Origin of the sequence: Amycolatopsis sp. M39 (assembly GCF_001651785.1) — a bacterium.
Classification (GTDB): Bacteria; Actinomycetota; Actinomycetes; order Mycobacteriales; family Pseudonocardiaceae; genus Amycolatopsis; species Amycolatopsis rubida.
On the sequence record NZ_LWSF01000016.1, the window covers coordinates 260700 to 274372 of the forward strand.

Here is a 13673-nt window from a genome sequence, read left to right on the forward strand (position 1 = left end):
CTACCGTTGCGAGAAGCGGGACGACGTCGTCTGACGGGAGCGGAAAATGAAGGTCGGAAGCCTCGAAATCGTGCCGATCGTCGACGGAGTCGCCCGCGAGCCGATCGAAAACGCGGTGTCGCATCCCGACGGCAAGTCCTGGGACTGCCCGGACCATCCCGCCGACGACAACGGACGCATCCGCCTCGACATCGGATCCTTCCTCATCCGGATCAAGGACCGGGTCGTCCTGGTCGACGCCGGCGGCGGCGTGTACGCAGACGAGAGCACGCAGACCGGAGAAATGCTCGACAACCTCCGCCGCGCCGGCGTCGAGCCCGCAGACGTCACCGATGTGTGCTTCACGCACATGCACTGGGACCACATCGGCTGGTCGACGACGCACGGCGAGATCACCTTCCCGAACGCGACCTTCCGGGTGCACGAGAAGGATTGGGCGTACTTCATGACTGGTCCGGCTGCGGTGCCCAAGATCCGGGACCTCATCCTGCCGATCGAATCCCGGGTGGAGCCGATCGACGGTGAATCCGAATTTTTCCCCGGGTTGATCGCCCGGCCAGCACCCGGGCACACGCCCGGCAGCACCGTCTATGTGGTCCATGACGAGGGCGAGCGGGCTTTGCTGCTGGGCGATACCTTGCACACAGTCGGCGAACTCACCGAGCCGGAATGGATCGGGATGTGGGATGTGGACCCGGTAGCGGCAGGCATCATGCGGAGTCGCCTCGCTGAGGAACTCGCCGAGTCAGGGGATGTCTTCGCGCCCGCGCACTTTCCGGAGCTCGCGTTCGGTCGTCTGTTCACGGTTGACGGGATACGCAAGTTTTCCTGGGTGCCGTAGACGGGGTGGTCCACGGCATGGCGCAAGCCGAGCAGTCCTGCACGCTTTGCGCCATGCCGAGCAACCGGCGCGCTGCGCCAGTTCGCGCTTCGTCCCGCGGAGATCGTCGGAGTCGAGGGTCAAGGCCGGCAAGGAGGAGCGCATTGCTTAGTGCCGCGGCGACGAATCGGTGTATTGGCTACGTGGCTGGAGACGGTTGCAAGCAATGTGTCCGGGCTGATGTCCTGGGCCGGCTAAGCCGGCCCAGGACATCAGCGGGCCGTCGCGTGCGCGGTGTCGAGTTCTTTGCGGGTGGGCATCGAGGCGGCACCGCCCAGGGAAGAACATGTGATGGCTGCCGCGGCGACTGCGCGCGAGGTGATCCCGGCCCAGCCCGCGAGATCTGTTGGAGGACCGGAGAGCCAGAGGTCTCGCAGGATGCTTGCCATGAAGCTGTCGCCCGCGCCGGTGGGGTCAGCGGCATTGATCGTCGGTACCGGGACGAGTTCTGCCCCGGACCTGCAATTGGATTGATTGGAGCTTCGGGGCGGCTTGAAGTCCACCTGCTTCGCGCTGATCACGGCACTCCGCGGTTGCGGCCGGGCGACATCGTGCAAGCAGGCGTCGCGCATTTCGTGCGATAGGTGATGGTGGGTCTGTCGGGTGCGAACGAGGATGGGTCGGTCGCACGGCAGGATTGCGGTTGACGGGTTGAAGCTGGTCCCAACCACGGTGGTTGCGACCAGCCTGGGGCGGCAGCGATGTTGTTCGCAGTCTTCTTGGGTCGGCACGGACGCCGAGCGTTCCAGCCGGATTGCCTGGACGGCGACGGAGCCGGGGGCGAATTCGGGACATCGGCACGCATCGCCGGGTGCTCTCGGCGGTGCCGGGCTGTGTGCGGAGTCGGATGCGTCGGCGCAGCGACGGCTTGGTCGTCGGTTAGCTTCGGCCGGTGTGCTGCGCGGCGGTTCTCGCGGCGCGCCGCAAACGGGAAGCGCGTTCGGCTTCCTCCTCGAATCCCCGGTTCTGCTCCTCGTCGAGCTGGGCGAACTGAAGTGCGGACAGGACGGCGCGGATCTCCTCGCGCGCGCCTCCCATCGCGAGTACGGCGCGGGACAGTTTCTCGCGCACTGCCTCAGCTTCGGGTCGGGAGATCGGGAGCAGGGACAGCCCGGCGAGTTCGACGGGAATCGGCGATCGGGTGACGTGCCAGACCCCGGCGTCGACGATGCCCGCGGCTACGTATGCGGGAACGTCCGGGAACGGTACGTCCACGTAGCGGAAACCCGCGTCGCCGGGGAATTCCGCGCGAGTCAGTGCCTCGTGGTCGAAGGAGTCGCGGTCGATGGCGACCGAAGCGGGGGCGCGGGTCAGGGCGTCCGTCCTCCGGACGGTGACCAGGCGGGCCGGAGCATAGTAAGTGCCGGGCTCGAGAGTCCGAACCGTGCCGTGCCATGCAGTTGCTTCGGCTGCGCGAGTGCCATCGAGGGTGCCGCTCGAGACCACGGTCAGGTCATGCTCCCCGTTCCGCACAGCAGACAGTCGTTGCGAGCCGCCTCGAAGATGCTGCACGGTGTGCGGGATGCCGAGCTCGCCGAGGCTGGCCGCGATCGCCTGTTCCAACGCGTCCATTTCGACCGCGCCTGCCGGTGACAGCACCACGCGGACCGGTGCCAGCCGGGCCAGTTGCCACCCGGCGCCGACATCGACCGATTCGATCCGTCGGCCGAGGTGGCCGCGAGAGACCGTTGCCAGCGCGCCCCGGTCCGCCAGCAGGTCGAGCGCTCGCTGAATCGTGCCCGCGCTGATGCCGAGTTCCGTTCGCAGCGCGGTGTTCGTGGTGAGAGTGCCGCCGGTTCCCTTCGCGAGCGCATCGACGACCAGCGCTCGGAGGGCAGCCTCCAGTCCCTGTTGCGGGGTCGCGGACTCGGCTGTGCCCGTGGTCATCCGCCTCCTTGTCCTCGGTCGCATCTCCGGCGCTTGACAGCAGCGCGGTCGGCGTCAATAGTACCAAACACGGAATACTCAAAATTTGGATTATTGCTCGACCGGGAGTGAACCCTTTGTCCCTCGACAACGACGCGACAGCAGCCCTTCGTGCCCTCCTCGGGCCTGATGCGGTGGATGCGACCGACAGTGCTCGCGACGCGAGCAGCCATGACACATGGCCGCTTTCGACCAAACAGTCCATGGCTGGGCGGCACCCGCACCGCGCGGATGCGGTCGTCGCGCTCAGCTCGTTCGACGAGGCGTCCGGTGTCTTCCGGATCGCTGCGGAGCACCGGATTCCGGTCACGGTCCGCGCCCTCGGCTCGTCGGTGACCGGGCAGCCCTTGCCGGTCGACGGGGGCATCGTGCTCGACGTGTCGAAGATTCCCGCGGAGCACCGGATCGACGAGCGCGACATGACCGTGACCGCGTCCGCGTCCTTCAACGGCGGCGTCCTGGAAGATCTCCTCGCAGAACGGGGCTACACGACCGGGCACTCGCCTCAGTCGCTCTATCGGTCGACCGTCGGCGGGTGGATCGCGACGCTGGCCACCGGGCAGTTCTCCTCCATGTACGGCGGCATCGAGGATCTCGTCACCGGGTACACCGTCGTGCTGGCAACCGGCGAGACAGTGCGCGTGGAGGCTCGTCCGCGCGCAGCCATGGGGCCTGACCTCCGGCAGGTCTTCCTGGGCTCGGAGGGGACTCTCGGGCTGGTCACCTCGGTCACGCTGAAGATCTTCCCCCGCGACTTGCCGACGCGTCTGCAGACCTTTGCGCTGCCCACCGTTGAGGCGGGCCTCGAGCTGATGCGGGAGCAAGCGCTGCAGGGGCTGAGCCCGTACCTGCTGCGGTTCTACGACACCGACGAAGCTCGGCATGCCCTGAAGGACCCGTCGGTGGGCACCCCCGTCCTGTTCGCGGGCACCCGCGGACCCGAGGATGTCGCGCGCGCGGAGATGCAGGTCCTCGAACGTCTGGCCGCGGCTCGGGGCGGGCGGCTTCTGGGGCCGGCCGGTGCGGAGGCCTGGATGGGACGCCGTTTCGACTTCTCCACCGTCGAGAACCTCCTCGGCGAACCAGGCGGCTACGCCGAAACGATCGAGGTCGCGCACACCTGGTCCGGCATCGGCGGCCTGTACCAGGCGCTCAAGGAGTCGCTCGCGCCGCTCGCCGACGAGGTCCTCGCGCACTTCTCGCACGTCTATACGCAGGGGACCTCGATGTACGTGATCCTGCTGGGCCGCGCGGAGACCGACGCCGCAGCCGTGGACCGGTTGCGGCAGATCTGGGACACGGCGATGGCCGTGTGCCTGGAACACGGCGCTGAACTGTCGCACCATCACGGCGGCGGGCTCGCGCGATCGCCGTATGCGCGCCGCTCTCTCGGGTCGGCGCACCTGGTGCTGCGCAAGATCAAGTCGGCGCTGGACCCGGCCGGAATCCTGAATCCCGGCAAGCTCGGCCTCTGACCGCCGCCGGCGTATCTCAAGTCCAGGAAAGGGAATCCCTATGCACATCGACGTGTCGGGGCTCGTCGGCGCCGCCGCCGGAGGCTTCCTCGGAGCCACCTTTGGCGCGCTGGTCGCGTTCGTGTTCACCGGTATCGCCGTCCTCATCGGCGTCGCGGTCCTGATGGGATCGGGAAACTCCGCCTTCCTCGACACCGTGGCCTTCGGGCCAGTTTTCGGCCCGCACATCTCCTTCGCCGCCGGCGTGGCCGCGGTCGCGTACGCGCACCGGCGGGGATTCGTCGCCTCCGGCCGCGACATCGTGACACCGCTGGTGAGTCTGGCGCGGCCGAGCGTTCTGCTCGTCGGCTCCGGATTCGGAGTGCTCGGATACCTCGGCGAACGGCTCTTCTCCGCAGTTCCCTGGTTCGGGGCGAACACCAACACCGCGGCCCTCGCTGTCGTGGCTTCCGCGGTACTCGCCCGGCTGGCGTTCGGGCGCAGCGGGTTGGTCGGCGCGCACGCGGACGGGGTGACCGGCTGGGCTCGTTTCGTTCCGGATGCTCGCCATGTCTGGCTCTCCTACCAGCAGAAGCCCGGAATGGCGATCGTGCTCGGACTCTTCGTAGGCGGGCTCTCGGCCTGGGCGGCGGTGAGCTTGCTGGCCGCTTACCCGCACGCCAGCGGAGCGATCTACCTCGGATTCGGGGTCTCGGCGGTCTCGCTGCTGTTCCTGGCGTTCGGGGTCGAAGTTCCCGCGACCCACCACATCACGCTGGTCAGCGCGGTCGCCGCGGGCGCTGTCGTCACCAAGTTCTCGACAGCGGACCCGCTCGTCGGTCTCGCCGTCGGCGCGGCCGCCGGGGGAGCGACGGCGCTTGTCGGAGAGGCGTTCTCGCGATTCTGGCTCATCCGCGGGGACACTCACATCGATCCGCCGGCCAGCGCGATCTGGCCGATGACGACGGTGGCGCTCGCCGCCGTCGCCCTGTTCCCCGCCTGAATCTCTTTGGGAGACAACGATGTCCGCGCTCGCCCGCATTCTCGTCATCGACGCCGGAACCACCGGCATCCGCGCTCTCGTCTACGACGAGCAGGCCAGGATCGTCGCGCAGGCTTACACGGAATTCCCGCAGTACCATCCCGGGCCCGACCGCGTGGAGCAGGACGCGATGGAGATCTGGGACGCCACGCGGCGCATGGTGGCCCAGGCGCTGGGCAATTCCGGCACGGCTGCCGCCGAGATCACTGCGGTCGGCATCACCAACCAGCGCGCGACCACAGTCATCTGGGACCGCGAGACCGGGCTTCCGATCACGCGCGCGATCGTGTGGCAGGACACCCGCACCGCCGATCGCGCCGCCGAACTGGAGGCCGAGTGGGGCGAGCGGGCCTACCGCCGCACCGGCTGGTCGGTGGCACCGGTGTACTCGTCGCTGAGCATCGAGTGGGTCCTGCGAAACGTCGACGGCGCGCGGGAACTCGCCGACGCCGGACGGCTGGCCTTCGGCACGATCGACTCGTGGCTCGTGTACCAGCTCACCGGCCGAGCCGAGCACGTCATCAGCGCTTCCAACGCATCGGTGACCGGTTCCTACGACCTGATCGCCGACGAGTGGTACACCGAGTGGCTCGACCGGCTCGGGATCCCGGTGGCGCTTTTTCCGCAGGTGCGGGACGACTCGGGGGTGCTCGGGCACACGACCGCGGAGGCGATCGGCGCACGGATCCCGATCGCGTCCGCGATCGCCGACCAGCATTCGGCCCTGTTCGCTCAGGGCTGCATCCGGCCCGGGGCGGTCAAGTGCACGCATGGCACCGGCACCTTCCTGGACATGACGATCGGGTCCAAGCCGGTCATCGACCCGGCGAGCGGGCTGACGTCCCAGATCGCCTGGCGGATCGGGGGCCAGACGGTGTACGCACTCGAGGGCTACGCCGGGTCGACCGGTGCGGCAGTGCAGTGGCTCCGCGACGGGGCGGCGATCATCGCGGATTCCGCGGAGTCCGAAACCGTCGCCCGGCGGGTCGCCGACAACGGCGGCGTCTTCTTCGTGCCGGCCCTGACCGGCCTTTCCGCACCGTACTGGGATCCCTACGCCCGAGGGACGATCATCGGGATCAGCCCCGGTACGGAGCGCGGTCATCTCGCCCGCGCGACCCTGGAGGGCATCGTCTTCTCGGTGCGCGACTTCGTCGACGCGATGAGTGCGGTGTCGGGGTATCCGATCACGCAGATCGCCGTGGACGGCGGCGCGTCCCGGAATGATCTGCTCATGCAATTCCAGGCCGACCAGCTCGACGCGGTGGTGACGCGACCGAAGAACACGGAGGCGACGAGCCTCGGCGCGGCGTTGCTGGCAGGGCTGGCTACCGGAGTGTGGCAGTCGCCCGAGGAGGCGGTGGCGACCGTGGAGATCGACGCGACGTTCACCCCGCGGATGGACGCCGGCCGGCGCGAGGACGAGTACGCGGCGTGGCGGCGCGCGGTCGAACGCGCCCGCGGCTGGCTGAAGAAATAACCCTGCGAAGAAAGGCAGAACCGTGCAGCGACCCCGTCGCGAGGACCTGGTCCACCGGCTTTTCGACCTGATCGTCATCGGCGGCGGCATCACCGGCGCGGCGACCGCGCGAGACGCGGCGCTGCGCGGGCTGTCCGTGCTGCTGGTCGAGAAGGACGACTTCGCGGCCGGCACCTCCAGCCGCTCGTCGAAGCTGATCCACGGCGGGCTGCGGTATCTGGAGACCTACCAGTTCCGGCTCGTCGCGGAATCCCTGCGCGAGCGCGAGCGGATGCTGCGGCTCGCGCCGCACCTGACCGAGGTGCGTCCGTTCCTGTACCTCCTCTACGAGGGATATCCCGAGTCGAAGTCCCTGCTCAACCTCGGACTCACGTTCTACGACGCCGCTTCCGGCGAGTGGCGCAAGCGGCGGCACCGGATGCTGTCCGCGCGCCAAGTCCTGGACCGCGAGCCCCACCTGGCCGCTGACGGCCTGCTCGGCGCCGGCATGTACTACGACGTCCTCACCGATGACGCGCGACTCACCGTGGACACCGCAAAAGGCGCGGCGGATGCTGGAGCGCGGTTGATGAACCACGCCACCGTGACCGGTCTCGTTCTCGACGGGGGCAAGGCACGCGGCGTGACCCTCGCCGACCAGGTGACCGGCGAGGTCTATGACGTCCGAGCCAAGCAGGTCGTGAACGCCACTGGGCCGTGGACCGACCGTACCCGTGCGCTTGAGCACGGCCGCGGCCCGACCGGTCGGCTGCGCCCGACCAAAGGGGTGCACATCGTCGTCCGCAAGAGCGACTTTCCGCTCAACACCGCGGTTTTCCTGCGGTCGCCGGACGACAACCGGGTGGTGTGGCCGACCCCGTCGCTCGAAAGCGACGTCGTCTACATCGGAACCACTGACACCGACTACGACGGCGACCCCGACGCGGTGAAACCGGAGGACGCCGACATCCGGTACCTGCTGAACGTGGCCAACCGGACGATCCCCGCCGCCCGATTGACCGAAAAGCATGTCGTGGGCGCCTGGGCCGGCTTGCGCCCGCTGGTCGCGCCGGAGCCTGGAACCTCCGCCAGCAACACGTCGCGCGAGCACGCAATTACCGTCGGCCCGACCGGCATGCTGACCATCTCCGGCGGCAAACTCACCAGCAACCGCGTCATGGCGAAGCACCTCGTCGACGCGGCGGTCAAACGCCTTGGCATTCCGGGGAGACGGAAGTACCTCGCCGACAAGGTCCCCGTCGTCGGCGGGGCCGCGATCGATCACTCCGAGTTCACGGGTCGCGCCCTCGCCGCCGGCGTGCCCGCTGCTGTCGCCGAAAGCTGGCTGCGTCGGTACGGCTCGCAGAGCGAACAGTTGCTCAGCCGTTGGACGACGTCTTCCAACGCACAGGAGATCATCGGGCCGCGGGGTTTGTCGCGAGCCGAGGTACGCCACTGCGTCGCCGAGGAAATGTGCCAGAGCCTGGCAGACCTTCTGGTTCGGCGGACGTCGATCTTCTTCTGGGACGCGCGCGGCGGCCTGGACCAGATCGACGCCATTGCCGGAGAACTGGCGTCCCTGCTCGCCTGGAGCCCGGACCGGGAACGGATGGAGATCGCGGAGTATCGGGCGCTAGTCGAGAAACACCGGCCGCATTGACGCGGTGCCGTTGCTGTCCCGGAAAGGCAGGCCGCCCGGTGCTTCCGTCACAGGACGACGTCATGAGGGCGCTCGCCGGGTACGGCACCTCTCGCCTGGAGCCGCAAGGCTCCCTCCGAACGTCCGGGACGAGAAGATTCCTGGCCTGGCCGGTCTGGGAGGTGCCGGCCGGCGAGTTCGCCCGCAGCGGGCAACGGAGCAGCAGAACGCCGGTTCAGCGGAGGCGGGAGTCAGCGCGGCGAAGCGGAGAGGATGTTGCGCGGCTGAGCCGCTGAGTGCGGAGGTGACCAGTGGACCGTTCTCGATAGCTGGGCTGCTGTCCAGCCGCGCCAGGTCCTGACTGTGGCGAGTCGCTCTCATTCTGGATCGGGCGCACCAGCGCTGGCGACCGAGGAAGGGGCCCGACCGACAACCTGGCCGAGACATCGGCCGTCGCGCGGGCGTGCGTCGACATCGCTGCGTCCTTGCCGAACCTGAATCTTATTCTCTGGTTTTTGCCTGCCACGCGGAAGACTGGCCTGCCGGGTTCAGGTGGACTTGTTGGTGCTCTCCTCCGACAGCGTGTCCTCTGTCGTGGGCTGTGCGAGCCGGGACGGCTGTGCTGCTTCGGTGGCGGCCCAGGTAGCGAGCAGGTTGAGGCTGTCGGCCGAGGGGCTGGCGGGTTCGGCGGTGTAGGCGGTGAGGACGAGTCCTGGTGCGGCGACGAGTTCCATGGAGTCGTAGGCGAGTTCGAGGTAGCCGACGACGGGGTGGTTGAAGGTTTTGACGCCGCCTCGATGGGAGCGCACGTCGTGAGCTCCCCAGCGGGTGCGGAACGCTTCGCTGCGGGTGGCGAGTTCGCCGATCAGTTCGGTGAGGGCGGGGTCGTGCGGGGTGCGGCCGGCTTCGGTGCGCAGCAGAGCGACGGCGACGGACAGGGCGCCGTCGTGGTCGGGGTAATAGTCGGCGGCGCGGGGATCGAGGAAGTCGAACCGGGCGATGTTGCCGCGGTGCGCGGGCTCGTCCAGGACGGGGGAGTACAGGGCTCGGCCCAGTGCGTTGGCGGCCGCGATGTCGAGTCGGCCGGTGCGCACGAAGGCGGCGGTGCCGACCATCGAGTCCAGGATCCGCTGCACGCTGGCCGGGATTTTCGGCGCGGTCCGCCGTGGCGGTGTGCGTACCGGTTTGGCTGCTCGGGCGAGGTTGAACAGGTGCTGGCGTTCGACGTCGCTCAGTTGCAAGGCGCGGGCGACGGCGTCGAGCACGTCCTCGGACACCCCGGCGATGTGGCCTTTCTCCAGCCGCGTGTACCACTCCGGGCTGACGCCGGCCAGGACGGCGACCTCCTCGCGGCGCAGCCCGGGCACGCGCCGCCGCCCGCCTCCGGGCAGCCCGACCTGCTCCGGGGAAAGCTTCGCGCGCCGGGTCAGCAGGAAGTCCCGGATCTCTTCGCGGTTGTCCACGCCGACCACGGTACGTCCCGGGGGCGGCGGCGAGGGGGGTTGAGGTTGTACCCCCGTAACGCGACCTGTCTGGCCTGCGCGAACTGCGGTGTGCTCGTTGGCGTGAACGACCCCTTCATTTCACCGTCCGCCGGATCGCCGGCCGCTGCCGTGCTGGATCGTCTGGCGAGCCGCGACCGGCACGCCGGGGCGGCGTTGGCGGCGGCGGTGCTCGGGTTCTTCGTGGTGACCCTGGACGCGGTGGTGGTGAACGTGACGCTGCCGACGATCCGGGCCGATCTGGGCGGCGGCGTGGCGGGACTGCAATGGGTGGTCGACGGGTACACGCTGATGTTCGCCGCGCTGCTGCTGACCGCTGGATCCTTGTCGGACCGCCTGGGCGCCCGACGCGCCTTCGGCTTGGGTCTGGCGGCGTTCGTGCTGGCCTCGGTCGCCTGCGGGTTCGCGCCGGCCCTGGGGACGCTGGTCGCCGCCCGGTTCGTGCAAGGCACGGCCGCTGCGGCGGTCATGCCGGCATCGATGGCGCTGCTGCGCGAGGCCTACCCCGAGGCCCGGGCTCGCGGCCGGGCCGTGGCGGTGTGGGCGATGGGCGGTGCGGTCGCCTCGTCCTGCGGGCCGGTGCTGGGCGGTGCGCTGACCGAGGTGGACTGGCGGCTGATCTTCTTCCTGAACGTCCCTGTGGGCGCGGTCGCGCTGGTGCTGCTGGCCCGGGCCCGGCGCTCGGCGCCTCGGGCGGTGCCGTTCGACGTGCCAGGCCAGGTCACCGCCGCGGTCGCGATGGTGGCGCTCACCTTCGGGGTGATCGAGGCGGGAGCCCGCGGCTTCGGCGACCCGGTCGTGGTGGCGGCGCTGGCGGCGGCTGGCCTGGGCATGGCCGGGTTCGTGCTCGCGCAGCGGCTCGCGGCGCATCCGATGGTGCCGCCGGGCCTGTTTCGCTCCCGGACCGTGGTGATCACCGTGGTCAGCGGGTTCGCGTTCATGGTCGGGTACTACGGGCTGCCGTTCGTGGTGAGCCTGTTCCTGCAGCAGGAGCGCGGCCTGACCGCGCTGAGCACGGGGATTGTGTTCCTGCCGATGATGCTGATCGGGCTGGTCCTGACGCCGTTCTCCGCGCGGCTGGCCGAGCGGCTCGGCCGCAAGAGCCTGATCGTGACCGGGCTGGTGCTCATGACCGTCGGGCTCGCCGCCGTCGCTGTGCTGCCCGCCTCCGCGTCGCTGTGGGCGTTCGCCGCGCTGATGGTGCTGGTCGGCCTAGGCGGACCGACCGTGTCCCCGCCCGCGACCGCGGGGCTGCTCGATGCCGTGCCGCACGCCCAGGCCGGGGTCGCGTCCGGGGTGTTCAACACCAGTCGCCAGATCGGGGGCGCGCTGGCGGTCGCCGTGTTCGGCGGTCTCCTGGCCCGGCCGGGAGCGTTCGTGCACGGCGCGCAGGCGAGCCTGTGGATCGCCGCCGGCGTTCTGGCCCTGACCGCGATCCTCGCCCTTTTCCTGCCCACCGCGAAGGAGACCTCATGAACGACACGACACCGGCCTGGAGCGGCAGCGAACTGTCCCGGTTCGGCGACGCCGGGGAAATCGAGATCAGCACTCGCCGCCGGGACGGCAGTCTGCGGCCGTTCGTGCCGATCTGGGTCGTCGCCGTCGGCGGGGCGCTCTACGTCCGCTCCTACCGCGGAGCGGCCGGAGCCTGGTACCGCCACGCCGCCGGGCACCCCGCTGGCGCCATCCGGATCCCGGGCCAGCAGGCCGAGGTCGTCGCTGCCGCCGCCGACCCGGGCGTGCGCGAGCAGGTCGACGCCGCCTACCGGACCAAGTACGCCCGGTATGGCACCACCTACCTGCAGCCGATGCTCGCCGACCAGGCCGTGGCCGCCACCCTGCGGCTCACTCCCGCGCACTGACCGTCCATCCGATCGAAAGGAATCGCGCTCATGACCGACAACCAGAACGAGAACAGCGCCGGCTGGACCGGCGGACAGAACGCCTTCGGAGACTTCGCTCCCGGAATGGTGCACTACACCGACAAAGTCCTCTTCGACGAAGTATGGGAGCGCGACGGCCTGTCCAAACGCGACCGCAGCCTGATCACGATCTCCGCGCTGACCGCGCTCGGGAAAATGGACCAGCTGCAGTTCCACCTCGCCTTCGCCCGGCGCAACGGCGTCGCCGACGACGAGTTGAAGGAAGCCCTCCTGCACCTCGCCTTCTACTCCGGGTGGCCGAACGGCATGGGAGCGACCACAGTGCTGAAGAACATCGTCGAGAACGACGCCTGAGCGCACAACCGCCCACACCCCGCGAAGAACCGCCGACACGAACAAGGAAAGCCATGACCGCGAACGACTTCGACCAAATCTTCCCGCTCGGCGAGAAGAACGACGCCTACGCGCAGTACTTCACCGGCCAGAGCTACAACGCCCCCCTCGCCTCGGGAAGCGTCCCCGTCAACAACATCTCCTTCGAACCCGGCTGCCGCAACAACTGGCACATCCACCACGGCACCGGAGGCGGAGGCGACCAGATCCTGCTGTGCACGGCAGGCAGCGGCTGGTACCAAGCCGAGGGCGAAGACCCCGTCAGCATGAAGCCCGGCACCACGGTCCGCGTCCCGGCCGGCACCAAGCACTGGCACGGCGCGAAGGCCGACTCCTGGTTCTCCCACGTCGCCTTCATCACCCCGGGCGAGGGCGTCAGCAACGAATGGCTCGAACCGGTCACCGACGAGGAATACCGCACGCTGCCCAAGAACGGAGACAACGCATGACCATCCTGAACGAAACCTACCCCCTGGCCGGCGGCGCCGAAATCCCCAAACTCGGCCTGGGCACCTGGTTCATCGACGACGGCAAAGCCGCCGAAGCGGTGCGCGCCGCGACCGAGATCGGGTACCGCAACATCGACACCGCACAGGCCTACGGCAACGAACACGGCGTCGGCGAGGGAATCCGCACCAGCGATCTTCCCCGCGAGGAACTGTTCGTCTCCACCAAACTCGCCGCGGAGATCAAGGACTACGACCAGGCCGCGGCCGCGATCGACGAATCGCTGTCCACACTCGACATCGGCTACGTCGACCTCATGCTCATCCACTCGCCGCAACCGTGGAACGACTTCCGCGGCGACAGCTACGCCGACGGAAACCTCGCCGCGTGGCGAGCACTGGAGAAAGCGCACCAGGAAGGGAAGATCCGCGCGATCGGCGTCTCCAACTTCCTGCAAGCCGACCTCGACAACATCCTCCGGAACGCCACCATCGCGCCGCAGGTGAACCAGATCCTCGTGCACGCCGGAAACACGCCCGCGGAGCTGATCGCCTACTGCCACAGCAAAGACATCCTCGTCGAGGCATACTCGCCCATCGCGCACGGCGAGATCCTGAACAACCCCGCTGTCGCGACGGTCGCCGACCGGTACGGAGTCTCGGTCCCGCAGCTGTGCATCCGGTACACGCTCCAGCTCGGCACCGTGTCCCTGCCGAAAACCGCGAACCCCGACCACATGCGCTCGAACGCCCAGGTCGACTTCGTCATCTCCGACGCGGACATGGACACCCTCCAGAACCTGGACGAACGGGACTACGGCGACTCCAGCGCATTCCCTGTCTACAGCGGCAAATAACAGCGACCAGCGCGGCCCGGCATCGCCGCTCAACCGGCCGGGCAGCCCGACAGCGGACAAACCCGCCGCCTCCGCCCCGGACCTGATCGGCCGCGACTTCTCCGGGAATGCGGAAGCAGATGGGGGCTCGCCACAACTTATATCGGGATCACCCGATCCGGGATTCCGAATCTCCAGCCCGCAGTCGGCCTG

At 68.9% G+C, this 13673-nt stretch carries 13 protein-coding genes; 10 read left to right on the forward strand and 3 right to left on the reverse strand.

The annotated features are described in order from the left end of the window. Window positions 1-46: 46 nt before the first annotated feature. A complete protein-coding gene (locus A4R44_RS29120) occupies window positions 47-841 on the forward strand; it encodes an MBL fold metallo-hydrolase (RefSeq protein ID WP_067587677.1) in 795 nt (264 codons plus the stop codon). Window positions 842-1092: 251 nt separating this feature from the next. Here the strand turns inward: A4R44_RS29120 and A4R44_RS47470 are convergent, their stop codons facing one another. Continuing rightward, the gene (locus A4R44_RS47470; protein ID WP_157905024.1) at window positions 1093-1401 is read right to left on the reverse strand and encodes a carbohydrate kinase family protein; all 309 of its coding nucleotides are present in this window, start codon (window positions 1399-1401) and stop codon (window positions 1093-1095) included. A gap of 358 nt (window positions 1402-1759) precedes the next feature. Then, window positions 1760-2767: a YhfZ family protein gene (locus A4R44_RS29125; RefSeq protein ID WP_067587679.1), complete on the reverse strand. Its 1008-nt coding sequence runs from the start codon at window positions 2765-2767 to the stop codon at window positions 1760-1762. Between the two features lie 8 nt (window positions 2768-2775). Here A4R44_RS29125 and A4R44_RS29130 point away from each other — a divergent pair, with 8 nt between their 5' ends. From A4R44_RS29130 to A4R44_RS29145, 4 genes are read left to right on the forward strand one after another with little or no spacing between them, the layout of a single operon-like run. Continuing rightward, window positions 2776-4281: an FAD-binding oxidoreductase gene (locus A4R44_RS29130; RefSeq protein ID WP_232791825.1), complete on the forward strand. Its 1506-nt coding sequence runs from the start codon at window positions 2776-2778 to the stop codon at window positions 4279-4281. 40 nt (window positions 4282-4321) lie between these two features. Beyond that, window positions 4322-5263, forward strand: a complete 942-nt coding sequence (locus A4R44_RS29135; protein WP_095213683.1) for a hypothetical protein — start codon at window positions 4322-4324, stop codon at window positions 5261-5263. A 19-nt stretch (window positions 5264-5282) separates the two neighbouring features. Further along, window positions 5283-6782, forward strand: a complete 1500-nt coding sequence (locus A4R44_RS29140) for a glycerol kinase GlpK (protein ID WP_067587682.1) — start codon at window positions 5283-5285, stop codon at window positions 6780-6782. Between the two features lie 22 nt (window positions 6783-6804). Next, window positions 6805-8421, forward strand: coding sequence for a glycerol-3-phosphate dehydrogenase/oxidase (locus A4R44_RS29145; RefSeq protein ID WP_067587684.1), 1617 nt, complete (start codon window positions 6805-6807; stop codon window positions 8419-8421). 527 nt (window positions 8422-8948) lie between these two features. On the opposite strand, the gene A4R44_RS29150 is transcribed toward A4R44_RS29145, so the two are convergent. After that, window positions 8949-9863, reverse strand: a complete 915-nt coding sequence (locus A4R44_RS29150) for a helix-turn-helix transcriptional regulator (RefSeq protein WP_067587876.1) — start codon at window positions 9861-9863, stop codon at window positions 8949-8951. Window positions 9864-9965: 102 nt separating this feature from the next. Here A4R44_RS29150 and A4R44_RS29155 point away from each other — a divergent pair, with 102 nt between their 5' ends. Genes A4R44_RS29155 through A4R44_RS29175 form a run of 5 tightly spaced genes read left to right on the forward strand, consistent with a single transcriptional unit; the run spans window position 9966 to window position 13481 of the window. After that, window positions 9966-11378, forward strand: coding sequence for an MFS transporter (locus tag A4R44_RS29155; protein ID WP_232791826.1), 1413 nt, complete (start codon window positions 9966-9968; stop codon window positions 11376-11378). Next, the gene (locus A4R44_RS29160) at window positions 11375-11764 is read left to right on the forward strand and encodes a DUF2255 family protein (protein WP_067587686.1); all 390 of its coding nucleotides are present in this window, start codon (window positions 11375-11377) and stop codon (window positions 11762-11764) included. The genes A4R44_RS29155 and A4R44_RS29160 overlap by 4 nt, the downstream gene beginning before the upstream one ends. 30 nt (window positions 11765-11794) lie before the next feature. Further along, window positions 11795-12139 carry a carboxymuconolactone decarboxylase family protein gene (locus A4R44_RS29165; RefSeq protein ID WP_067587689.1) on the forward strand — a complete coding sequence of 115 codons (345 nt, stop codon included), beginning with the start codon at window positions 11795-11797 and terminating at the stop codon, window positions 12137-12139. Between the two features lie 53 nt (window positions 12140-12192). Continuing rightward, window positions 12193-12627: a cupin domain-containing protein gene (locus A4R44_RS29170; protein ID WP_067587694.1), complete on the forward strand. Its 435-nt coding sequence runs from the start codon at window positions 12193-12195 to the stop codon at window positions 12625-12627. Then, window positions 12624-13481: an aldo/keto reductase gene (locus A4R44_RS29175; protein WP_067587697.1), complete on the forward strand. Its 858-nt coding sequence runs from the start codon at window positions 12624-12626 to the stop codon at window positions 13479-13481. The genes A4R44_RS29170 and A4R44_RS29175 overlap by 4 nt, the downstream gene beginning before the upstream one ends. Window positions 13482-13673 lie beyond the last annotated feature (192 nt).

Excerpts from the sequence above, each read along its gene's own strand:
- A4R44_RS29120 (WP_067587677.1), top strand. The coding sequence starts at position 47 with ATGAAGGTCGGAAGCCTCGAAATCGTGCCGATCGTCGACGGAGTCGCC.
- A4R44_RS29125 (WP_067587679.1), bottom strand. The coding sequence starts at position 2,767 with ATGACCACGGGCACAGCCGAGTCCGCGACCCCGCAACAGGGACTGGAG.
- A4R44_RS29135 (WP_095213683.1), top strand. The coding sequence starts at position 4,322 with ATGCACATCGACGTGTCGGGGCTCGTCGGCGCCGCCGCCGGAGGCTTC.
- A4R44_RS29140 (WP_067587682.1), top strand. The coding sequence starts at position 5,283 with ATGTCCGCGCTCGCCCGCATTCTCGTCATCGACGCCGGAACCACCGGC.
- A4R44_RS29160 (WP_067587686.1), top strand. The coding sequence starts at position 11,375 with ATGAACGACACGACACCGGCCTGGAGCGGCAGCGAACTGTCCCGGTTC.
- A4R44_RS29165 (WP_067587689.1), top strand. The coding sequence starts at position 11,795 with ATGACCGACAACCAGAACGAGAACAGCGCCGGCTGGACCGGCGGACAG.
- A4R44_RS29170 (WP_067587694.1), top strand. The coding sequence starts at position 12,193 with ATGACCGCGAACGACTTCGACCAAATCTTCCCGCTCGGCGAGAAGAAC.
- A4R44_RS29175 (WP_067587697.1), top strand. The coding sequence starts at position 12,624 with ATGACCATCCTGAACGAAACCTACCCCCTGGCCGGCGGCGCCGAAATC.